This is a genomic window from Psychrobacter sp. 1U2 (assembly GCF_051847575.1).
The window spans coordinates 88,093-109,149 of sequence record NZ_JBPYDC010000006.1; the positions used below are offsets into that span (position 1 = coordinate 88,093).

Consider the following 21,057-nt stretch of genomic DNA (forward strand, 5'->3'; position numbering starts at 1 on the left):
ATCGTCTACAGATAGCTTATACGTTTTCCTTCGCGATAAGCGAGTGCTGTAAATGGTGATCGGTATGTTGTTGGAAGAGATGCGCGGTGCTAAGCAGTTTACTTTCTTGCCAATACTGACCAATGAGCTGTAGACCTACCGGTAACCCCTCAGAGGTTAGACCTACTGGTTGGCTAAGCGCGGGCAGGCCTGCCAAGTTGACCCCGATAGTATAGACGTCGCCTAGATACATAGCGGCTGGATCTAGATTATCACTGAGCTTATATGCAGCGGTCGGTGCGGTTGGACTGGCAATAACATCGCAATTAGCAAAGGCTTTATCGAAGTCTTCAACGATCATACGACGTACTTTTTGTGCTTTGATATAGTAAGCATCAAAGTACCCTGCTGATAGCGCATAAGTGCCAGTCAAGATACGGCGCTGCACCTCAGGGCCAAAACCTTCAGAACGCGTACGCGTATAGAGGTCAGTCAGATCCTTTGGATCCGCGCAGCGATAGCCAAAGCGCACGCCATCGAAACGTGACAAGTTGGAGGAAGCCTCAGCAGGGGCAAGCATATAATAAGTCGCTAGTGTGATATCAGGATTGGTAATGTTAACCTCTACAATCGTCGCGCCTAGCTCTTCGTATTGTTTTAGGGCAGCGCGTACGGTTTGTTCGACCTCTTTATTCAAGCCTTCGGTGAAGTATTCCTTCGCGACACCGATCCGTAGTCCAGCAAAAGGTTTGTCGCCAGCAGCCGCTTCGGCATCCTTGATATCTTGTACATAATCTGGGATGTCATGTAGGACTGAAGTTGCGTCTCGCGAATCGTGGCTGACCATCGGCTGCAACAAATAAGCGCAGTCTTGAGCGCTGCGGCCCATAGTGCCGGCCTGATCGAGACTCGACGCATAAGCAATCATGCCAAAACGCGAGACTCGGCCATAAGTCGGCTTGATACCGGTTAGACCACAAAATGATGCCGGCTGGCGAATAGAGCCGCCGGTATCGCTAGCCGTTGCCATAGGCACAAAGCCTGCTGCTACTGCTGCTGCACTACCACCAGATGACCCGCCAGGGACGCGCTCTAAGTTCCAAGGGTTTTGTACCTTGCCATAATAAGAGCTGCTGTTGTCTGAGCCCATCGCGAACTCATCCATATTGAGCTTACCTAGATTAATCATTCCCGCCTCGCGGATATTGCTAACGATAGTCGCGTCGTAAGGCGAGACAAAGTTATGCAGCATCTTTGAGCCGCAAGTGGTGAGCACGCCTTGGGTACAAAAGATATCTTTATGCGCCATCGGCACACCCAGTAGTGGACGCTTATCGCCTTGCGCGCGTAGCTCGTCAGCAGCGCTTGCTTGCGCACGAGCGCTGTCAAAGGTAGTAGTAATGAAGCTATTAATTTTATTATCTAAGCTTTCTATACGTTTGATATAGTGTTCGGTTAATTCCGCGCTGCTGAATTGTTTGTCCTGCAAGCCTGTAATCAGCTGCTCGGTAGATAAGAGATGCATCTCAGACATAAGGTGTCGTCCGTTATAGTTATGAAGCTAATGGATATAAAGCGAAATGAGAAATAAAAGTAGAAGGGCGTAATAAGCTGGTGTCTAGAAAGTTATTCAATCACTTGCGGTACGAGATACAGACCTTCTTCAACTGCAGGCGCCACCGATTGGTTACGCTCGCGGTCGATATCGTGCTTGGCGACATCGCTACGCAGCTCTTGGCAGACTTCATGAATATTAGATAAAGCCGTAACGCCTGTGGTATCAACGCGGCCTAAAGTTTTCATTAACCCCAAAACCTTACTGATATCTTCAGCGTAGCTACCAGCGGTGTCTTTATCCACTCCTAAACGTGCTAAGGTGGCGATGTCTAAAATCTCTTCACGGCTCACATGGTCGTGATCAATAGAGGTTTTGTCGGGTGCTTGCTGTGACATAATTTCTCCAACAGAAAGTAAAATAGTAGATAGGGGTGCAGCCCCTTGATAAGTCTTATTAATAATAGAAGCTCAAATAAGAGAAGCTTACCAGTATGCAAAAGTTTAAAATTCAAAAACTTAAAGGGGTAGCTGATGAGTGATAGTCATATGATTGTTATTATAAAGCATCTAGCCTAAGTTTACAGAGTAGAGGTGTATATTAGCCACCAATTGACCACAATGTATTGACGACTTGGTACTAAACCGGATCTTTATTTCTATTATTATGGTCATTATTGCTACTGTTATTTCATCATATCTGAATGAAAGTCCATTTCATCTATGAATCTGTTGTTATGAGTATAGCGTCATAATAAAAGCTAGCATGCAGAGGTGATACCTTGTATCTTAGTGACAGCAATTATGAACGGCATCGCTTTAGTTTTTGTAACAAATTCTAGCATTTAAGATGTTATTTATTGCTTCATCCCTATAAATACCCATGTTTTTTCTATCTCAAATCGGTATAATTTAGCCCACTTTCACCTTTGTAGTTTAGGGCCCTCTTGTTGCATAGGTAATCTTTGATTACCATAGGCGGTAAAAGCTGAGCTTGCAACGCCAACAAGTACGCCTTAGCCGCTTCATTCGCCTCATTTGCCTTCATTTGTAAGACGCTGGATATAATAGTCATGAACCTGTTTGGATTTTTATCAAGTAACATCGCCATTGATCTTGGCACTGCCAACACCTTAATTTTTATCCCTAATAAAGGGGTAGTACTCGATGAACCGACGGTCGTTGCTTTGCGCAGCAATCGCACCCAAAATCCGACGGTTGCCGCCGTAGGTATCGATGCTAAGCAAATGCTCGGTCGAACACCGGCTAATATTACCGCTATTAGACCCTTAAAAGATGGTGTCATCGCTGATTTTGAGGTGACACAAAAAATGCTCAAGCATTTTATTACCAAAGTAAAGGCCAAGCGCTTTTTGGCTCAGCCTAACGTGGTGGTTTGTGTACCCTGTAAGTCAACGCTAGTAGAGCGCAAAGCGATTCGCGAAGCGGTATCCTCAGCGGGCGCAAGCAAAGTGTTATTGTTAGAAGAACCGATGGCGGCCGCTATTGGCGCAGGCATGCCAGTCCATGAAGCGAGCGGCTCTATGGTGGTTGATATCGGCGGCGGCACCACTGAGATTGCGGTTATTGCACTATCTGGCTGTGTTTATGCCGAATCTATCCGTATTGGCGGTGATATCTTTGATGAAGCGATCATCACTCATGTACGCCGTACTCACGGCTGCGTTATCGGTGAAACAACTGCCGAGCGCATCAAGACTGAAGTCGGTTCAGCGCTCAATGAAGAAGAGCAGCTAGAAGTAGAGGTTCGTGGCCGTAGTATGGCTGAAGGGGTGCCAAAGACCTTTACGATCAATTCGCAAGAGATTCAAAAGGCGTTAAGTGATCCTTTGAGCGGTATCGTCAGTGCGGTAAAAGCCGCGCTTGAGCAGACGCCGCCTGAATTATCTTCGGATATCGCTGAGCGCGGTATCGTCTTGACTGGCGGCGGCGCTTTGCTACGCGATTTAGATAAACTCGTCTCTAGAGAGACTGGTTTACCAGTGACGGTCGCTGAAGATCCGCTAACTTGTGTCAGTCGCGGCGGCGGTATGGCGCTTGATTTTATTAATAATAAAAGCTTGAATATGATCTTTGTCTAAACGCCTGAATAAATAAGCAACCATCATTAGATTTATTGATAAAGGCGGTCATTAAGACGGCCTTTATTGTTATCAGCTCAAGGCCACTATTAGTGCAAGACTGTATTAAGCGCTTAGAACTTTATATTCTTTAGAGAAGCTAGATCTTATATGACTCCAAGTATTTTTGCTCGTCAGCCTTTGTCATTACGCATCACTGCTATCGCTCTGATAGTGGCTTTGGTTTTGATGTGGTTCGATAGTAAAAACCCAGAATGGTTTAAGCCGATACGCGATACTAGCCACGCCTCTATGCAGCCGATTTACCAGTCAGCAATATTACCAAGTTATGCCAAACACTGGGCGAGCGGCCGCTTACAATCAAAAGAGTCGCTGCGCCGCGAAAACGTGCAACTCAAGTCGCAATTGCTACATGCGCAGGCCAAGCTACAACAGCAAGATTATATCTTGGCACAAAATGCGCGATTGCAAGGTATTTTATCGACCACAAGGCCTGAGCAATTCGATCTCAATCTGGCGCAAGTTATTGGCACCGATACTAACCTGCTCAAGCAAATCGTGGTGATTAACAAAGGCGAGCGTGATGGCGTCCAAGTGGCACAAACCGTCATCGATGAGCATGGCATATTAGGGCAAGTCATTAATGTCTATCCTAATACCAGCCGCGTATTACTCATTAGTGATGAGCAGCAATCAGTGGCTGTGACGGTCAAGCGCACCGGCCAGCGCGCTATCGTTACTGGTGTAGGTTTGCCTACCTCTTTGAGTCTAAACTACGTGTTTAAAACCTCAGACGTGCGCGTTGGTGATGTGCTGATATCATCAGGCCTTGGCGGCCGCATTCCAGCAGGCTACCGCGTCGGTACGATTGCGCATATCGAAGACACGCAAGCGGATAACTTTAAGAGCATCAAGGTGACGCCGGCGGCCAATTTTGTCGACAATGCCTACGTCTTAGTGCTGCAGGATAAAGAGCGACCGATTCGTAAGGCAGCTAGTAATTAACCAGTCAACCAGTTTAGAGTTGTATAAGTATCACTTCTAATCATAACTCAGTTATCAATTTTTAAGTGTTTTCATCCATGCTTAGCAAACCTATCAGTAATCATCGCTAAGTTTTCGCACAGGTAGCACTTATGGCGTATCCGGACTCTGAACACCCTACTGGGCTATTAATAAGCGCCATAGTGTTGAGCTTTATAGTCGCTTCATCGCTTAGCGTCTATCCTCTAAACCAATACTTGGCAACGCTACGACCTTTATTTATGGTAATGGTGCTTATTTTTTGGCTATTATTCCAGCCACGCTATGCTGGTGTTTTTCTTGCCTTTGCTGTGGGTCTTATCGCTGATTTATTGACCGATAGCCTCCTTGGGCAGCAGGCTTTTGCCGCTGTTGTAGTCGCTTTTACGATTAAACTTATCAGTATCTATCTTAAGCAGCTAAATACTCTTAGCGCTTGGATGATCGCTGGTTTGAGCTTATTTATATTTCAATTGACCCTGTGGCTATTACAGATAATAACTCAAAGCACTTTTGTCGCTCAGTCTGCTTTTTCATTAGTGTTAAGTATCATTAGCTGGCCATTGGTACTCTTAGCTTTACGCAAATTTGCTCGTTAAGCTTAGTTATTGGTTTACAGACTGAGCTTAACTATAAGCTTTTGGGAATGCATAAATCCTCGCCTTTATTAATAAATCTGTAAGCATATTATGTCTAATATCATTTTAGCGTCCGGCTCGCCGCGTCGTCATGAGCTACTAGCTTTGGCTCAATTAAGCTTTAACACCATGAGTGTCGATATCGATGAAACACCCCTTACTGATGAGCTGCCAACCCCTTATATAGAACGTATGGTCAAAGATAAGTCTCATGCGGCTATTGAGCAGTTGAATTTACAGCTAGCAGCTAGTGCTGAGCGTGTGGACTTTTCAAGCATGCATACGGCTATTGTTTTGACCGCAGATACCATTGGCGTGCTAGCCGATGGCAGAACAGTTTTGGTCAAGCCTGTCGATCGCGCTCATGCTCATAGCATGTGGCAGCAGATGTCAGGTAGCACTCATCAAGTCTGGACGGCAGTGCGCGCGGTCAAAGTGCAGCTCATTAATGCAGGCAGAGATGAAGCGCAGTGGCAGATCGTAGCCAAGCGACAAATTATGGAGAGTACCGATGTCAGCTTTATTCCATTGACTAGCGCGATGATGAATAGCTATTGGGATAGCGGTGAGCCAGCAGACAAAGCGGGTGGCTATGCTATACAAGGATTGGCAGCCGCTTGGGTCACCCGTATCAATGGCAGTTATACTAATGTGGTAGGCCTACCTTTGGCACAAACCTTAGCCTTGATTGACGAGCTGCAAGTCAGCTAAGAGAAGCAAACTCACATAATGATACGGCAGGGTAGTGGGCAGAAGAGTGTGCTATTTGCTACACTATAAATCTTTAAAGAGAGTCACTGTCAATAAAGCTGTGTCATATAAGACCATATAAGAAGAGGCATTATGTCTGAAGAGCTGCTGATAAATGTTAGTCCGATGGAATCGCGCGTAGCAGTTATGGATAATGGGGTACTCAGTGAGATCTACATTGAGCGCCATCATAAACTTGGCTTAGTTGGCAACATCTATTTAGGGACAGTGGTACGGGTGCTACCTGGCATGCAGGCTGCTTTTGTCGACATTGGCCAATCGCGTACTGCTTTTTTGCACGTCAATGACATGCAGCGCCCCCCTAGACCTGTCAGTCAAGGCGAGCCTAGCCAGAAGGCAAATCCACAAGCGAGTGATAACCAAACGACTAGCACGCTTAAGATGCAACAAGACAAAGCTGAAAGCTTAGTGTCGACACTCGCTGCAACGCCACCGGTGATAAGCGCTGAAAGTACAGAAGTCAAAACCACCGAAATTGTCTCAGCAGCTAGCCAAAACCTCATTCAACATCGCCTGCACGAAGGTCAGCGTATTTTAGTGCAAGTCACTAAAGATCAGCTAGGCAGTAAAGGCGCGCGCCTTACCACCAATATCTCTTTGCCGTCGCGCTATTTGGTGTATTTGCCATCCAGCGATCATATCGGCATCTCCCAGCGTATCGATGGCGAGGAGGAGCGCAGCCGCCTAAAGACTGAGCTGACTTGTCTGATGCAAACGGTCAACCTGCAAGGTGGACTGATCGCTCGTACTGCCGCTGAGCGCGTCCCGGTAAATAAGCTTGAAGAAGATATCTACTATCTGTTGCAGCTATGGCGTACTATTGGTGCTCGCCGGCAAGAAATGAGCCATCATCAAAGCTCAGAGCTGATTTATCAAGAGCTGTCGTTGCCGCTGCGCTCCATTCGTGATTTAGTCCATATTGATACCGAAAAGGTCATTATTGATAACGCGCAAATCTACGCGCAACTGCGTCATTTTGCCAAAGAGTTTGTGCCTTTTGTTTATGACCGCATTACCCATTATACCGCTGAGCCCGCCTTATTTGACGTACATCGTGTTGAAGATGATCTAAGCGATGCTCTCAAACGCCGGGTGAATCTAAAATCAGGCGGCTATCTGATTATCGATCAAACTGAGGCGATGACCACTATCGATGTCAATACTGGCTCCTTCGTTGGTGGTAGATCGCTTGAAGATACGGTTTATAAAACTAACCTTGAAGCGACGCACGCCATAGCACGCCAACTGCGTCTACGTAACTTAGGCGGTATTATTATTCTCGACTTTATCGACATGCTTGAGCAAGAGCATAAAGATGATGTCCTAAGTAGCCTGCAACAGCAATTGACCGAAGATTATGCCAAAACTAATATCACCCAAGTCAGTGAGCTGGGTTTAGTTGAGATGACCCGCAAGCGCACGCGTGAGTCATTAGGCCAACAGCTGTGTGAGCCGTGTGCTACTTGCGAGGGACGCGGGTTTGTCAAAACCGCTGAGACCGTCTGCTTTGAGATATTTCGCGAGATTATGCGCTGCGCGCGCACCTACAACTCACCGAAGAAGTTTATCGTTGTCGCGCATGCGGCAGTGATAGATTTGTTATTAACCACAGAGGCTGATACTGTTGCTGATTTAGAATACCTATTAGGTCGCGTTATTACCTTTGAGGTGGAGAATTTATATACTCAAGAGCAGTACGATATCGTTTTGGACTAACTTTAAAAGTAGCGATTAAAATAAGCATATCAGGTAAAAAATCGACCCGATAGCCCGCTTATTGAGCTACTCGCAATGCAGAATAAGCTAGAGATTAATAGAGATTAGCCTTGCAATGAGCGACAAGGTGTGTATAATACACACCACTGAATTATATATGCGCCGCCATAAAACAGTGGGCGCTATGACAGCTAGAGCATCGTTTCTAGCACTATTTCATTATGGCTTTGCTGATTTTCCGATAACTGGAAGAATCGGTGGGGCTTTAAATTATTTTGCTTTTAGCACGCTGCTGGTTCTCTTCAAGAGACAATTCTGAGACAGAATGGGAAGCCGCTTAAAGTAGATCTTTAACCAAACGGCTTATGTTTATCCACTTGCAGCGCAAGAATGAACAAAGCACATATTAGGAGCTTGCTGGCATGGCTAACCAGAGAATCCGTATCCGTCTTAAGTCTTTTGATCATCGTTTGATTGATCAATCGGCACAAGAGATTGTTGATACAGCAAAGCGCACCGGTGCGCAAGTTTGTGGTCCTGTACCGTTGCCGACTCGCATTGAGCGCTTCGACGTTTTAACCTCGCCACACGTCAACAAAGACGCTCGTGATCAGTACGAAATCCGTACTCACAAGCGTATGGTTGATATCGTTCAGCCTACTGACAAAACTGTGGACGCGTTAATGAAGTTAGATTTAGCGGCAGGTGTTGACGTCCAAATTGCTTTGGGTTAATACGCAACAACGCCCAATCCATTAATAGAAGATATAAAGAGGTTTAAAATGGCGATCGGTTTAGTCGGTAAAAAATGCGGCATGACCCGAATCTTCACAGAAGCAGGTGTTTCTATCCCTGTTACTGTGATTGAGGTCGATGCAAACCGCATTACTCAAGTAAAAAGTAATGACGTAGATGGTTATCAAGCCATTCAAATCACCACAGGCACTCGTCGTGACAGCCGCGTAACTGCAGCTCAAAAAGGTCACTTCGCAAAAGCTAACGTTAAAGCGGGCCGTGGTGTTTGGGAATTTCGTACTAATGATAGCGATCTTGAAGGTCGTGAGATTGGTGGTGAGATCCTAGCTGACTTGTTCGAACAAGGTCAGATTGTTGATGTCACAGGACAGAGTAAAGGTAAAGGCTTTCAAGGCGGCGTAAAGCGTCATAACTTTAGCATGCAAGACGCCACTCATGGTAACTCAGTCTCTCATCGTGCCCTTGGTTCTACTGGTCAAAACCAGTCACCAGGTAAAGTATTTAAAGGCAAAAAGATGCCAGGTCAGATGGGTAACAAGCGCGTCACCGTTCAGGGCCTAGAAGTGGTCTCGGTTGATGCTGAAAAAGGGTTACTTGTCATCAAGGGTGCCATCCCTGGTGCCACCGGTGGCGACGTCATCGTACGTCCGTCAGTCAAAGCCTAAGCAAGGGGATTAACGTGGATTTAAAAACAGTTACAGGTGCGGCGGTTGAGCTTTCTGATACGGCTTTTGGTCGTGAATTCAACGAAGCATTAGTGCATCAAGTCGTCACCGCTTATTTAGCTGGTGCTCGCCAAGGTACACGTGCGCAAAAAACCCGTGCCGAAGTTTCTGGCGGTGGCATTAAGCCATGGCGCCAAAAAGGTACTGGTCGCGCTCGTGCAGGCTCTATTCGTAGCCCAATCTGGCGTTCTGGTGGTCGTGCATTTGCCGCGAAACCACAAGACTGGTCACAAAAAGTTAACCGCAAAATGTACCGCGGTGCTATGCAGTGCATCCTAGCTGAACTCATTCGCCAAGAGCGTTTGATTTTGGTTGAAGAGATAAGTGTTTCTGCACCTAAGACCAAAGAGCTGATCGCAAAGCTAAATGAATTAGATGCACCTCGTGCATTAATCGTCACCAAAGAAGTTGACGAGAATTTATATTTAGCCGCTCGCAACATTCCACACGTCAATGTACTAGGTACATCTGAAGTGGATCCAGTGAGCCTGATCGCCTTTGACAAAGTCATCATGTCAGTTGAAGCTGCGAAACAATTTGAGGAAGCACTAGCATGAATAACGCAAGACTTTATCAGGTCTTAAGAGGGCCTGTATTCTCAGAAAAATCTCAAATGCTTGGTGATTCATTTGGTGTGCAAGTATTCAAAGTTGATTCTAATGCCACTAAGCTTGAAATCAAAAAAGCAGTTGAGTTGATGTTTGAAGGTGTTGAAGTCACTAAGGTGAACACTTTGAATGTTAAAGGTAAGACAAAGCGTTTTGGTAGAAGCATCGGCCGTCGTAATGACTTCAAAAAAGCCTATGTTACCTTAAAAGCTGGTCAAGATGTACAAATGGCTGATGCTGGTGAAGAAGTCGCAAACACGACTGATTCTACTAGTGAAACAGCGAACAACGAATAAGGATTACACTCATGCCTATCGTAAAAGCAAAGCCAACATCACCAGGCCGTCGTTTTGTTGAAAAAGTGGTGCATCCACACCTTTATAAAGGTCGTCCTTATGCAGCACTTGTCGAATCAAAAGGTAAGTCAGGTGGTCGTAATAACAATGGTCGCATAACCACTCGTCATATTGGCGGCGGTCACAAGCATCATTATCGTATCATTGACTTCAAACGTACTAAAGATAATATTCCAGCCACGGTCGAGCGTATCGAATACGATCCTAACCGTACTGCTCATATTGCTCTACTTAAGTATGCTGATGGCGAACGCCGTTATATCATTGCTGCTAAGAAGCAAAAAGTTGGTGATGCTGTAATATCGGGCGATACTGCTCCGATTCGCCCAGGTAACTGTATGCCGCTTAAAAACATCCCTTTGGGTACTGTGATCCATAATATCGAGCTTAAAATCGGTAAAGGCGCACAGATGGCTCGTTCAGCGGGTGCAAGCGTACAATTACTAGGTCGTGATGGTATTTACGCCATTCTACGTCTACGTTCAGGCGAGACTCGCCGTGTACACGTTGAGTGTCGTGCGGTTATCGGTGAAGTATCAAACACTGAAAACAACTTGAAGTCACTTGGTAAAGCCGGTGCCTCACGTTGGCGTGGTGTTCGTCCTTCTGTCCGCGGTGTCGCTATGAACCCGGTTGATCACCCACATGGTGGTGGTGAAGGTCGTGTTAAAGGTCGCCATCCAACTAGCCCTTGGGGTCAGAAGTCTAAAGGACTTAAAACGCGTCATAATAAGCGTACTGACAATATGATCATCCGTCGCCGCCGCGCCAAGAAGAAATAAGGAAGAATTTCATGCCTCGTTCATTGAAAAAAGGTCCATTCATTGATGCGCATTTGTTTGCCAAAGTTGAGACTGCAATTGACACCAACTCACGCAAGCCCATTAAAACATGGTCGCGTCGCTCGATGATTCTGCCCCAAATGGTTGGCTTAACGTTATCTGTTCATAATGGCCGTACTCACGTACCTGTCATTATCAGCGAGCAGATGGTTGGTCATAAACTAGGTGAATTTGCCCCGACTCGTACGTATCGTGGTCACGGCATTGACAGAAAAGCAAAAAGATAAGGTGCTTACCATGGAAGTAACTGCAAAATTACGCGGTGCCGCCATCTCGGCACAAAAAGTTAGACTCGTTGCTGATGAAGTTCGTGGCAAGCCGATTGAGCGTGCTTTGGATATCCTAACGTATAGCAATAAAAAAGGCGCTGTGTTCGTTAAGAAATGCCTTAACTCAGCCATCGCCAATGCCGAACATAATCACGGCTTAGATATCGATGACCTAAAAGTCGCGACTATCTACGTTGATGAAGGCATTACGCTAAAGCGTATCCTACCACGTGCTAAAGGTCGCGCTGATCGTATCAGTAAGCGTACCTGTCATATCACTATAAAGGTAGGAGAATAAGCTATGGGTCAGAAAGTACATCCAATCGGAATTCGTCTTGGTGTTGTCAAAAAGCATAACGCAAACTGGTATGCTGATCCAAAGCAATACTCAGAATACCTCATCAATGACATTCAAGTTCGTGAATATCTACGTAAAAAGCTAGATAACGCTATGATCAGCAACATCACGATCGAGCGTCCTACTGGCGCCGCTAAGATCACCATCGCTACTGCGCGTCCTGGTATCGTTATCGGTAAGAAAGGCGAAGATATCGAAAGACTTCAAAAAGAATTGACCAAAATTATGGGCGTACCTGCTCAGGTCAACATTGAAGAAATCACCTCGCCTGATCTTGATGCCCGTCTGGTAGCAGATGGTATCGGTAGCCAGCTTGAGCGCCGTGTAATGTTCCGCCGTGCTATGAAGCGCGCGGTACAAAACAGCATGCGTTCTGGTGCTAAAGGTATCAAAGTTGAGCTCTCTGGTCGTTTAGGCGGCGCTGAGATTGCTCGTACTGAATGGTACCGTGAAGGTCGTGTGCCCTTGCATACACTACGTGCTGACATTGATTATGCATCAGTACGTGCGGAAACCACTTACGGCACTATCGGTGTAAAAGTTTGGATCTTCCGCGGTGAAATCCTTGACGGTATGAACAGTGTTTATAATCCGGTCAAAGAAGAGCAGACTCGTGCGCCAAAACGCCGTGGTCGCGGAAACGGAAACCGTCGAAACTCAGACAGAGGTTAAACTATGTTACAGCCAAAACGTACCAAGTTTCGTAAAATGCACAAAGGTCGTAACACAGGGCTCGCTCATCGTGGAAGCACCGTTGCATTCGGACAAATTGGTCTAAAATCGTTGACTCGTGGTCGTATGACTGCCCGTCAAATTGAAGCAGCACGTCGTACCATCACCCGTAAGATTAAGCGTGGCGGTAAGATTTGGATTCGTGTATTCCCAGACAAGCCGATTACTAATAAGCCTCTCGAAGTACGTATGGGTAAAGGTAAAGGTCCTGTCGAGTATTGGGTCTGCGAAATCAAACCTGGTAAAGTGCTATATGAAATCGAAGGGGTTTCAGAAGAGCTTGCTCGCGATGCCTTAACGCTTGCAGCAGCAAAACTGCCCTTTAAAACTACCATTGTTAAGCGGACGATAATGTAATGAAGATCAGTGAATTACGTGATAAATCATTAGAAGAACTGACCCAGTTACTTGATGAAAAGCAACTTGATGCTTTCCGTATTCGTATGGCTAAAGCAACCGGTCAGTTGGGGAATACCCATGAAGTCAGAGGCAATCGTCGTACGATTGCTCAGCTTCAGACTTTGATCAACGAGAAACAACGAGGCGACTCATGAGCGATAACAATCAAGCAACTACCAATGCTAGCGTCCTAACTGGTCGTGTTGTCAGCAACAAGATGGATAAGTCCATCACGGTTTTGATTGAGCGTCTGGTTCGTCATCCTTTGTATGGCAAGCAGCTTCGTCGTTCTACTAAAATCAAAGCCCACGATGAGAACAATGTTTGCCAACAAGGCGACCTTGTCCGCATCAAAGAAACGCGTCCAATCTCAAAAACGAAGTCTTGGACTTTAGTTGACGTGGTTGAAACTGTAGAAAAAATTTAAGTAAATTGCATTGAAAGTCAGAAGCTGTTAAAATATCCGCCTTTTTAGGGATGCTGATTGCGCCGAGCGTTTATCACACACCTATGAGTAAAATGCGGCTACTAGTATAAACCTGCCGCTTACTCATACTGTGCTAGCGGCAGCAACTGGCTTTTATTGCTCATACGTGTGGAGTAACGCTATGATTCAGGTCGAATCTATGCTGGAAGTTGCAGACAATAGCGGTGCAAGAAGAGTTCAGTGCATTAAAGTACTGGGTGGTTCTCATCGTCGTTATGCATCTGTCGGCGATATCATTAAGATAACGGTTAAAGAAGCTATTCCTCGTGGTCGTGTTAAAAAAGGCGACGTGATGAATGCGGTAGTTGTACGTACCAAAAAAGGCGTTCGTCGCCCTGATGGTTCAGTGATTCGTTTTGATGACAATGCTGCGGTATTGCTCAATCAAAATAAAGCACCTATTGCAACTCGTATTTTTGGACCGGTAACTCGTGAACTACGTGGTGATCAGTTTATGAAAATTGTATCCCTAGCACCAGAAGTATTGTGAGGTAACCCATGGCTAAATTACGTAAAGGCGATACAGTTATCGTGATTGCTGGTAAAGACAAAGGCAAGCAAGGTACTGTACAAGCTGTTAAAAACGATCGCATCAAAGTTGAAGGCATTAACATCGTCACCAAACATCAAAAGCCAAATCAGGCGACTGGTGTTGAAGGCGGTATCGTTAAGCAAGAAGCCTTTTTGCATATTTCAAATGTCGCAATCTTAAATGCGCAAACCCAAAAAGCAGACCGTATTACTTATCAGACGAATGATGAAGGCGTTAAACAACGCGTTTATCGCTCAAATGGTGAAGTAGTGGCGACTGCGTAAGACACTAAGGGTGTAATAGTAATGGCAAGATTAAAAGCTTTATATAACAATGAACTCAAGCAACAGATTCAAAAAGAAATCGGTGTAGAAAATGTGATGCAAGTGCCTAAAATCACTAAAGTCACATTAAACATGGGTGTCGGCGGCGCATCACAAGATAAGAAATTACTTGAAGGTGCCGTAGCAGATATGACCGCTATTGCTGGTCAGAAGCCTGTGGTTACCAAAGCACGCAAATCAGTTGCTGGTTTCAAAATTCGTGAAGAGTGGCCAATTGGCTGTAAAGTAACGCTTCGCGGTGAGCAAATGTACGAATTTTTAGATCGTCTCATTGCTATTGCGATTCCTCGTATTCGTGACTTCCGTGGTTTTTCACCTAAGGCTTTTGACGGACGTGGTAACTACTCATTGGGTATTAAAGAGCAAATCGTATTCCCAGAAGTAGATTTTGATAAGATTGATCGTATCCGTGGTATGGATGTGACAATTACTACGTCAGCTCAATCTGATGAAGAAGGTCGTGCGTTACTCAAAGCATTCGGCTTCCCATTTAAATAAGGTAAAGACGTTATGGCAAAGAAGAGCATGATCAACCGCGAATTAAAGCGCGAAAAAATGGTTGCTAAATACGCTGAAAAGCGTGTGAAGCTAAAAGAAACTATCAGTGACATCAACGCAAGTGACGAAGAGCGTATGGACGCGATGTTAGAGCTACAAGCCCTACCACGCAACTCATCGCCAGTACGTCTACGTAACCGTTGTGCTATCACTGGTCGTCCTCATGGCTATTTCCGTAAGTTTGGCTTATCACGCAATATTCTGCGTGAGCGTGTCATGCAAGGCGATGTGCCTGGTGTTCGTAAAGCAAGCTGGTAAGGAGTAATCACATGAGTATGCAAGATACTGTTGGGGATATGCTAACCCGTATTCGTAACGCACAAATGGCTAATAAAGTGTCCGTAGCTATGCCAAGCTCAAAACTACGTAAATCTATCGCTGATCTATTGGTTAGCGAAGGTTATGTGGCCAGCGCTGAAGTTAGCGAAGAAGCGAACAACAAAGCGACATTAACTATTGAGCTAAAATACTTCGAAGGCAAAGCTGTCATCGAAACGATTCAACGTTATAGCCGTCCTGGTCTACGCCAGCATCGCGGTAAAGATAACATCCCTACTGTTAAGCAAGGTATGGGTGTTGCTATCGTATCAACCAGTCAAGGTATCATGAGTGATCGTGCTGCCCGCGCTGCTGGTATCGGTGGTGAAATCGTTGCCTTTGTTGCTTAATCAGCATTTTTTACGCTTTTTTAGCGTGCAATGCATTAAGTAATAAAGCAATGAAGTCTGTTTAGACCTTATTAGACTTATAGTTATTTGTATGTAGTTGCTTTTCACATAACAGACTATAAGTCTAAGATTAACTTTAGAACCTAATAATTTTATTAAATTGATAGGTGCTAAATTGGGTCAATTATGATAAACTAACACGCTTTTTGGCCTGTTAGTTTTTTCGCTATAATAAAGATCCATAATTATTTGGGTTTTATTAAGGCTGACTAATAGAAGTTTTAATTTTTTTAAGGAATATTCCTATGTCTCGTGTGGCTAAAGCCCCAGTGACACTGCCTAGCGGCGTAAGTGTTACTTTGAACGATCGGCAGGTCGAAGTGAAAGGCAAAAACGGTACTTTGTCTTTACACCTGCATGAATTGGTCGAGCTGAAACAGGAAGATGATGCTATCATTCTCTCACCTACAGTCGACTCAAAAGAAGCCATGATGCACACTGGCACCGTTCGCGCCTTGCTTAACAATCATGTTACTGGCGTTAGTGAAGGGTTCGAGAAGCGCCTTCAGCTAATCGGTGTTGGTTATCGCGCACAAGCTGCTGGCGATAAAATAACCTTAAACGTAGGTTATTCACATCCAGTAGAATATACATTGCCTGAAAGCGTGTCAGCTGAAACACCAACGCAAACTGAAATTGTTTTGAAATCAAACAATAAACAGCAGCTTGGTCAAGCAGCGGCTAATATCCGTGGTTTCCGTCCACCAGAGCCTTACAAAGGTAAAGGTATTCGTTATAGTGACGAACAGGTGATTCGCAAAGAAGCCAAGAAAAAATAAGGTGAGAGGACATGTTTGATAAAAAAGCAGCTCGTCTGCGTCGAGCTAAGAAAACCCGTGCACATATCCGTCATTTAGGCGTTAATCGTCTAACGGTGAACCGCACACCAAAGCACATTTATGCCCAGATTATCTCTCCGAACGGTGGTGAAGTGATCGCTCAGGCATCTACCTTAGACAGCAGCTTGCGTTCAGGCGCGACTGGTAACGCTGATGCAGCGACGTCTGTAGGACAAATGATCGCAGAACGCGCAAAAGCAGCTGGTATCACTAAAGTTGCTTTTGACCGTAGTGGTTTTAAATATCATGGTCGAGTAAAAGCTTTAGCTGAAGCTGCTCGCGAAAATGGATTGGAGTTTTAATCATGGCTAGAAACGATAGAAATGATAAAAATGAACAAAGCGATGGTTTAGTAGAACGCCTAGTTACCGTTGATCGCGTTGCAAAAGTGGTTAAAGGTGGTCGTATCTTCTCTTTCACTGCTTTGACAGTAGTGGGTGATGGTAATGGTCGCGTTGGTTTCGGTCGTGGTAAAGCCCGCGAAGTGCCTGCTGCTATCCAAAAAGCTTTAGAAGCAGCAAAACGCAATATGATTACGGTTGAGCTGAACGAAGCTACCTTATATCATCCGATCAAAGCACGTCATGGTGCAAGTAAAGTCTTTATGCAGCCTGCATCTGAAGGTACTGGCGTTATCGCTGGTGGCGCAATGCGTGCGGTATTAGAAGTTGCTGGTGTCAAAGATGTTTTGACTAAATGTTATGGTTCTACCAATACTGCTAACGTCGTTCGCGCGACATTTAACGGTTTACGTGATATGTCAACTCCAGAAAAGATGGCAGCGAAACGTGGTAAATCTGTAGACGAAATCTTGGGTTAACTTAGACTAGGTGAGTTACGATGAAAAAAATGAAAGTCACTCAATTTAAATCAGGTGCCCATCGCCTCAAGAGCCACAAAGCGAGCTTGAAAGGATTGGGTTTACGCCGTATTAATCATACTGTAGAAGTTGAAGATACGCCTTCAACCCGTGGTATGGTTAATCGCGTCAACTACATGGTAAAAGTGGAGGAAGCGTAATGGGACTTAGATTAAACGAATTATCACCAGGTGTTGGCGCGAAAAAAACCGCCCAGCGTCGTGGTCGTGGTATCGGTTCAGGTCTTGGTAAGACAGGTGGCCGCGGTGTTAAAGGTCAAAAATCACGTTCAGGTTCTAGCATTCGTTCAGGATTTGAAGGTGGTCAAATGCCTTTATATCGCCGTCTACCTAAATTTGGCTTTACCAGTAAAATGGCAATGACTACCGCTGAGGTACGTTTGTCTGAGCTGAATAAAGTTGAAGGCGATGTGGTTAGCTTAGAGACTCTAAAAGCAGCTAATCTTATCCGTCACGACATGAAACGTGCCCGTGTTATGCTATCAGGCGAAGTTACTAAAGCTTATACTTTTAAAGGTATCAAAGTAACGAAAGGCGCTAAGCAAGCAATCGAAGCTGCTGGTGGTAGCATCGAGGAGTAGTAACGTGTCAAAACAATCAATGACCTCAAGTGGTATTCCGCTCAATCCTTTTGCTTTTATACGTAAGTATGATGAGCTTTGGACGCGTTTGTTATTTTTGATCGGCGCATTGATTGTTTATCGTTTAGGGTCGCATATTCCGGTACCGGGTATTAACCCCGTTAATTTGGCAGATCTGTTCTCGCGTAACGAAAACACTATTTTGAGCATGTTCAATATGTTCTCAGGTGGAGCGCTTGAGCGTATGTCGATTATGGCACTAGGTATCATGCCGTACATCTCAGCGTCAATTATTGTACAGATGATGTCCGCCGTCGTACCCTCGCTTGAAGCCCTCAAAAAAGAGGGGGAGGCAGGTCGACGCACGCTGAACAAGTATACCCGTCAAGGGACGCTTGCTTTAGCACTAGTGCAGTCATTAGGGATGTGCGCCGGCCTGATCAGTCAGAATCTGACTTTATCTAGCGGTTTGACCTTTTACATTCCTGCTGTGACCTCATTGGTTGCAGGCGCTATGTTCTTAATGTGGCTTGGTGAGCAAATTACAGAACGCGGCGTAGGTAACGGTATTTCAATGCTCATTTTTGCGAGTATTGTCGCCGGTACACCAGGTATGATTTCGCAATCGATCGAACAGGTCAATCAAGGTCAGATGAACTTGATTGTACTTTTTATCTTTGTAGTATTAGGTATCGCGGTAACTGCGGGTATCGTTTATATCGAACGTGCGCAGCGCCGTGTCCCCGTAAACTACGCGCAAAAACAGCAACAAGGTCGCAAAATTTATGCTCAGCAGCAGTCGCATTTGCCGCTTAAGCTAAATATGGCAGGGGTTATTCCCGCTATTTTTGCCAGCTCCTTATTACTGTTTCCAGCGAGTTTAGGGCAGTGGGTTGGTCAATCCGCTGATCCTACTTTTACCCAAAAGATATTACAGAATATAGCTTTAGTGTTGTCTCCTGGACAACCGCTCTATCTAGTTCTATTCGGCGCGATGATTATCTTCTTCTGCTATTTTTATACGGCATTGGTTTTTAGTCCACGCGAGGTTGCTGAAAACCTTAAACGTAGTGGTGCGTATATTCCAGGTATTCGCCCCGGACAACAAACTCAGCGTTATCTTGACCACGTCTTAAATCGACTGACCTTCATAGGCGCGATGTACATGACGGTTATTTGTTTGATGCCGATGGTCGTTCAATCCTCATTTGGTGTGCCGTTCCAACTTGGTGGTACGTCGCTACTGATTATGGTGGTTGTGGTAATGGACTTCATCTCGCAAATTCAAGCGCATTTGATGACCCATCAATACCATGATCAGACGTTAATTCAATCGCCCACTCAGCCATAAGCGAGTGCGGTGATTATTCAAGGAGCATTCCATGAAAGTTCAAGCCTCAGTAAAAAAGATTTGTGGTAGCTGCAAAATTGTACGCCGTAAAGGTCGTGTACATGTTATCTGCACAGCAGAGCCGCGCCATAAGCAACGCCAAGGTTAATTGATAGCTTGTTATGGCTCTAGGCCTAAACAGTTTATTAAATTAATACTTGAAAAAAAGTGGCGGATGCGATATCATCCGCCACTTGCCGTAGTTCATACCATAAACTTTTATTACTTTCGTTTTAATGCTATTTTATTGTCTGTTAAAGACAATAAAATTTTTAAAGTAGAAAAAATAGAAGTTTGGTGTTAACAGCAACAAATCTGAAAAAATGCACTATTTATGATAAATAATGCATATTTTTCTTTAATGGAGAGAAATCAATGGCTCGTATTGCCGGCGTAAACATTCCGGATAATAAGCATGCTGTTATTTCACTAACTTACATCTTCGGTGTAGGTCGTACCACTGCTCAGAAAATCTTAGAAGCAGTTGGCATTGCCCCTACTACTAAAGTCAGTCAGTTAGATGATACACAGTTAGATGCTATCCGTGCACAAGTTGCAGAATACATGACTGAAGGTGATCTTCGTCGTGAAGTGTCAATGAATATCAAGCGTTTGGTTGATCTAGGTTGTTACCGTGGCATCCGTCATCGTCGTAACTTGCCTGTTCGTGGTCAAAATACCAAAAACAACGCTCGTACTCGTAAGGGTCCGACACGCCCTCTCAAAAGATAATTAACTTAGGAAGCTAAAAGATGGCTAAAGACACTCGTAGTCGCAAAAAGGTGACTCGTCGTTCAGTATCGGAGGGCGTTGCCCATATCCATGCGTCTTTTAATAACACCATTGTAACGATTACCGATCGTCAAGGTAATGCATTGGCTTGGGCCACTTCAGGTGGACAAGGCTTCCGTGGTTCACGTAAATCTACACCATTTGCAGCTCAGGTTGCAGCTGAAGTCGCTGGTAAAGCGGCTCAAGAATATGGTGTTAAGAATGTCGATGTTTTGGTCAAAGGACCAGGACCGGGTCGTGAGTCTGCGGTAAGAGCACTAGGTGCATTGGGTTATAAAATTAACAGCATCTCTGATGTAACCCCAATCCCACACAATGGTTGCCGTGCGCCGAAAAAGCGCCGCGTCTAATATTAGAGACGAAGCTTTTAATAATAAGAGCTTAAAGGAGACAGAACAATGGCCCGTTATATTGGACCAAAACTCAAATTATCACGTCGCGAAGGCACTGACTTAGGCCTTAAGTCTGGTGTTAAGCCGTATGATGTTAAAACAAAGAAAGCTGGTCGTCCACCTGGTCAGCACGGCGTTAGCCGTAACAAAAGCTCAGAGTATTCTCTACAGCTACGCGAAAAACAAAAAGTTAAGCGTATCTATGGTGTACTAGAGCGTCAGTTTGCCAACTACTACAAAGAAGCGGCGCGTAAGCGCGGTGCTACGGGTGAAAACCTACTAGCTATGCTTGAGAGTCGTTTGGATAACGTGGTATACCGCATGGGCTTTGGCTCAACTCGCGCTGAAGCACGTCAGCTAGTCAGCCATCGCACTGTTATGGTAAAAAGAGCTGGCCGTGATGAGTTTGTTCGTGTGAACATTCCATCAATCCAGTTGCAAGATGGTGATGTCATTGCTATTCAAGAGAAGTCTCGCGAACAGCTACGTATTAAAAACGCTATTGAACTAGCGTCACAACGTGGCATTCCAGAATGGCTTGATGTTGATAACAGCAAACTACAGGGCACGTTCAAACATGCTCCAGATCGTATTGATCTACCTGCTGAAATCAACGAAAGCTTGATCGTTGAGCTATACTCTAAGTAAGTAACGTACTGCTCAATGTTATGTCTATAGCATTGGGCCATTAACGTTAATTAACCCAG

The 21,057-nt window shown here is 45.0% G+C and carries 33 protein-coding genes; 31 read left to right on the forward strand and 2 right to left on the reverse strand.

What is annotated here, in order from left to right; all coding sequences use genetic code 11:
- Window positions 1-16 precede the first annotated feature (16 nt).
- Together gatA and gatC are read right to left on the reverse strand one after the other, a co-directional pair.
- A complete protein-coding gene (gene gatA, locus ACS8FD_RS04695; protein ID WP_439274697.1) occupies window positions 17-1,513 on the reverse strand; it encodes an Asp-tRNA(Asn)/Glu-tRNA(Gln) amidotransferase subunit GatA in 1,497 nt (498 codons plus the stop codon).
- A 92-nt stretch (window positions 1,514-1,605) separates the two neighbouring features.
- A complete protein-coding gene (gene gatC / locus ACS8FD_RS04700) occupies window positions 1,606-1,932 on the reverse strand; it encodes an Asp-tRNA(Asn)/Glu-tRNA(Gln) amidotransferase subunit GatC (protein WP_439274698.1) in 327 nt (108 codons plus the stop codon).
- Window positions 1,933-2,597: 665 nt separating this feature from the next.
- On the opposite strand from gatC, the gene ACS8FD_RS04705 reads away from it, so the two are divergent.
- The 31 genes from ACS8FD_RS04705 (at window position 2,598) to rpsD (ending at window position 20,998) form a co-directional block, all read left to right on the forward strand.
- The gene (locus ACS8FD_RS04705) at window positions 2,598-3,635 is read left to right on the forward strand and encodes a rod shape-determining protein (protein ID WP_025644429.1); all 1,038 of its coding nucleotides are present in this window, start codon (window positions 2,598-2,600) and stop codon (window positions 3,633-3,635) included.
- A 150-nt stretch (window positions 3,636-3,785) separates the two neighbouring features.
- Window positions 3,786-4,640, forward strand: a complete 855-nt coding sequence (mreC, locus tag ACS8FD_RS04710) for a rod shape-determining protein MreC (protein WP_439274699.1) — start codon at window positions 3,786-3,788, stop codon at window positions 4,638-4,640.
- Between the two features lie 131 nt (window positions 4,641-4,771).
- Window positions 4,772-5,257: a rod shape-determining protein MreD gene (gene mreD / locus ACS8FD_RS04715; protein ID WP_439274700.1), complete on the forward strand. Its 486-nt coding sequence runs from the start codon at window positions 4,772-4,774 to the stop codon at window positions 5,255-5,257.
- A gap of 90 nt (window positions 5,258-5,347) precedes the next feature.
- Window positions 5,348-6,007: a Maf family protein gene (locus ACS8FD_RS04720; RefSeq protein WP_439274701.1), complete on the forward strand. Its 660-nt coding sequence runs from the start codon at window positions 5,348-5,350 to the stop codon at window positions 6,005-6,007.
- A 132-nt stretch (window positions 6,008-6,139) separates the two neighbouring features.
- On the forward strand, window positions 6,140-7,783 hold the full coding sequence (locus tag ACS8FD_RS04725) for an Rne/Rng family ribonuclease (protein ID WP_439274702.1): 1,644 nt from the start codon (window positions 6,140-6,142) through the stop codon (window positions 7,781-7,783).
- A gap of 422 nt (window positions 7,784-8,205) precedes the next feature.
- Window positions 8,206-8,517 (forward strand): 30S ribosomal protein S10, encoded by a 312-nt coding sequence (gene rpsJ / locus ACS8FD_RS04730; protein ID WP_025644420.1) that lies wholly within the window; start codon window positions 8,206-8,208, stop codon window positions 8,515-8,517.
- Between the two features lie 48 nt (window positions 8,518-8,565).
- Window positions 8,566-9,204: a 50S ribosomal protein L3 gene (gene rplC / locus ACS8FD_RS04735; RefSeq protein WP_439274703.1), complete on the forward strand. Its 639-nt coding sequence runs from the start codon at window positions 8,566-8,568 to the stop codon at window positions 9,202-9,204.
- 14 nt (window positions 9,205-9,218) lie between these two features.
- Window positions 9,219-9,821 carry a 50S ribosomal protein L4 gene (gene rplD / locus ACS8FD_RS04740; RefSeq protein WP_025644417.1) on the forward strand — a complete coding sequence of 201 codons (603 nt, stop codon included), beginning with the start codon at window positions 9,219-9,221 and terminating at the stop codon, window positions 9,819-9,821.
- Window positions 9,818-10,168, forward strand: a complete 351-nt coding sequence (gene rplW / locus ACS8FD_RS04745; protein ID WP_025644414.1) for a 50S ribosomal protein L23 — start codon at window positions 9,818-9,820, stop codon at window positions 10,166-10,168. The genes rplD and rplW overlap by 4 nt, the downstream gene beginning before the upstream one ends.
- Window positions 10,169-10,179: 11 nt before the next feature.
- Window positions 10,180-11,010 carry a 50S ribosomal protein L2 gene (rplB, locus tag ACS8FD_RS04750; protein WP_439274704.1) on the forward strand — a complete coding sequence of 277 codons (831 nt, stop codon included), beginning with the start codon at window positions 10,180-10,182 and terminating at the stop codon, window positions 11,008-11,010.
- An 11-nt stretch (window positions 11,011-11,021) separates the two neighbouring features.
- Window positions 11,022-11,297: a 30S ribosomal protein S19 gene (gene rpsS / locus ACS8FD_RS04755; RefSeq protein WP_439244085.1), complete on the forward strand. Its 276-nt coding sequence runs from the start codon at window positions 11,022-11,024 to the stop codon at window positions 11,295-11,297.
- A gap of 10 nt (window positions 11,298-11,307) precedes the next feature.
- Entirely contained in the window at window positions 11,308-11,637 is a 330-nt protein-coding gene (rplV, locus tag ACS8FD_RS04760) for a 50S ribosomal protein L22 (protein ID WP_025644408.1), read from the forward strand.
- A 3-nt stretch (window positions 11,638-11,640) separates the two neighbouring features.
- Window positions 11,641-12,369: a 30S ribosomal protein S3 gene (gene rpsC, locus ACS8FD_RS04765; RefSeq protein WP_439244087.1), complete on the forward strand. Its 729-nt coding sequence runs from the start codon at window positions 11,641-11,643 to the stop codon at window positions 12,367-12,369.
- A 3-nt stretch (window positions 12,370-12,372) separates the two neighbouring features.
- On the forward strand, window positions 12,373-12,786 hold the full coding sequence (gene rplP, locus ACS8FD_RS04770; RefSeq protein ID WP_025644399.1) for a 50S ribosomal protein L16: 414 nt from the start codon (window positions 12,373-12,375) through the stop codon (window positions 12,784-12,786).
- Window positions 12,786-12,983, forward strand: coding sequence for a 50S ribosomal protein L29 (gene rpmC / locus ACS8FD_RS04775; protein ID WP_110923946.1), 198 nt, complete (start codon window positions 12,786-12,788; stop codon window positions 12,981-12,983). Before rplP ends, rpmC begins: the two co-directional genes overlap by 1 nt.
- Window positions 12,980-13,255 carry a 30S ribosomal protein S17 gene (gene rpsQ / locus ACS8FD_RS04780; protein WP_025644394.1) on the forward strand — a complete coding sequence of 92 codons (276 nt, stop codon included), beginning with the start codon at window positions 12,980-12,982 and terminating at the stop codon, window positions 13,253-13,255. The genes rpmC and rpsQ overlap by 4 nt, the downstream gene beginning before the upstream one ends.
- Before the next feature lie 181 nt (window positions 13,256-13,436).
- Window positions 13,437-13,805 carry a 50S ribosomal protein L14 gene (gene rplN, locus ACS8FD_RS04785; RefSeq protein WP_317200662.1) on the forward strand — a complete coding sequence of 123 codons (369 nt, stop codon included), beginning with the start codon at window positions 13,437-13,439 and terminating at the stop codon, window positions 13,803-13,805.
- 8 nt (window positions 13,806-13,813) lie between these two features.
- Window positions 13,814-14,131, forward strand: coding sequence for a 50S ribosomal protein L24 (gene rplX / locus ACS8FD_RS04790; RefSeq protein WP_317200609.1), 318 nt, complete (start codon window positions 13,814-13,816; stop codon window positions 14,129-14,131).
- A gap of 21 nt (window positions 14,132-14,152) precedes the next feature.
- Window positions 14,153-14,689, forward strand: a complete 537-nt coding sequence (gene rplE / locus ACS8FD_RS04795; RefSeq protein WP_439274705.1) for a 50S ribosomal protein L5 — start codon at window positions 14,153-14,155, stop codon at window positions 14,687-14,689.
- A gap of 12 nt (window positions 14,690-14,701) precedes the next feature.
- Complete coding sequence (gene rpsN, locus ACS8FD_RS04800) at window positions 14,702-15,007, forward strand: 30S ribosomal protein S14 (RefSeq protein ID WP_299040099.1); 306 nt, start codon at window positions 14,702-14,704, stop codon at window positions 15,005-15,007.
- A gap of 11 nt (window positions 15,008-15,018) precedes the next feature.
- Window positions 15,019-15,417 carry a 30S ribosomal protein S8 gene (gene rpsH / locus ACS8FD_RS04805; protein WP_025644385.1) on the forward strand — a complete coding sequence of 133 codons (399 nt, stop codon included), beginning with the start codon at window positions 15,019-15,021 and terminating at the stop codon, window positions 15,415-15,417.
- A gap of 305 nt (window positions 15,418-15,722) precedes the next feature.
- On the forward strand, window positions 15,723-16,256 hold the full coding sequence (rplF, locus tag ACS8FD_RS04810; RefSeq protein ID WP_439274706.1) for a 50S ribosomal protein L6: 534 nt from the start codon (window positions 15,723-15,725) through the stop codon (window positions 16,254-16,256).
- Window positions 16,257-16,267: 11 nt separating this feature from the next.
- Window positions 16,268-16,618: a 50S ribosomal protein L18 gene (rplR, locus tag ACS8FD_RS04815; RefSeq protein ID WP_025644381.1), complete on the forward strand. Its 351-nt coding sequence runs from the start codon at window positions 16,268-16,270 to the stop codon at window positions 16,616-16,618.
- A gap of 2 nt (window positions 16,619-16,620) precedes the next feature.
- On the forward strand, window positions 16,621-17,136 hold the full coding sequence (gene rpsE, locus ACS8FD_RS04820) for a 30S ribosomal protein S5 (RefSeq protein ID WP_439244093.1): 516 nt from the start codon (window positions 16,621-16,623) through the stop codon (window positions 17,134-17,136).
- A 20-nt stretch (window positions 17,137-17,156) separates the two neighbouring features.
- Complete coding sequence (gene rpmD, locus ACS8FD_RS04825; protein ID WP_010196714.1) at window positions 17,157-17,336, forward strand: 50S ribosomal protein L30; 180 nt, start codon at window positions 17,157-17,159, stop codon at window positions 17,334-17,336.
- A complete protein-coding gene (gene rplO, locus ACS8FD_RS04830) occupies window positions 17,336-17,776 on the forward strand; it encodes a 50S ribosomal protein L15 (protein WP_439244095.1) in 441 nt (146 codons plus the stop codon). The genes rpmD and rplO overlap by 1 nt, the downstream gene beginning before the upstream one ends.
- Window positions 17,777-17,795: 19 nt before the next feature.
- On the forward strand, window positions 17,796-19,127 hold the full coding sequence (gene secY, locus ACS8FD_RS04835; RefSeq protein ID WP_439274738.1) for a preprotein translocase subunit SecY: 1,332 nt from the start codon (window positions 17,796-17,798) through the stop codon (window positions 19,125-19,127).
- A 31-nt stretch (window positions 19,128-19,158) separates the two neighbouring features.
- Window positions 19,159-19,275 carry a 50S ribosomal protein L36 gene (rpmJ, locus tag ACS8FD_RS04840; RefSeq protein ID WP_025644371.1) on the forward strand — a complete coding sequence of 39 codons (117 nt, stop codon included), beginning with the start codon at window positions 19,159-19,161 and terminating at the stop codon, window positions 19,273-19,275.
- A gap of 266 nt (window positions 19,276-19,541) precedes the next feature.
- Entirely contained in the window at window positions 19,542-19,898 is a 357-nt protein-coding gene (gene rpsM / locus ACS8FD_RS04845) for a 30S ribosomal protein S13 (RefSeq protein WP_149490921.1), read from the forward strand.
- Window positions 19,899-19,918: 20 nt separating this feature from the next.
- The gene (rpsK, locus tag ACS8FD_RS04850) at window positions 19,919-20,308 is read left to right on the forward strand and encodes a 30S ribosomal protein S11 (RefSeq protein ID WP_025644368.1); all 390 of its coding nucleotides are present in this window, start codon (window positions 19,919-19,921) and stop codon (window positions 20,306-20,308) included.
- 48 nt (window positions 20,309-20,356) lie between these two features.
- Window positions 20,357-20,998, forward strand: a complete 642-nt coding sequence (gene rpsD, locus ACS8FD_RS04855; RefSeq protein ID WP_439244097.1) for a 30S ribosomal protein S4 — start codon at window positions 20,357-20,359, stop codon at window positions 20,996-20,998.
- The last annotated feature ends 59 nt before the right edge of the window (window positions 20,999-21,057 follow it).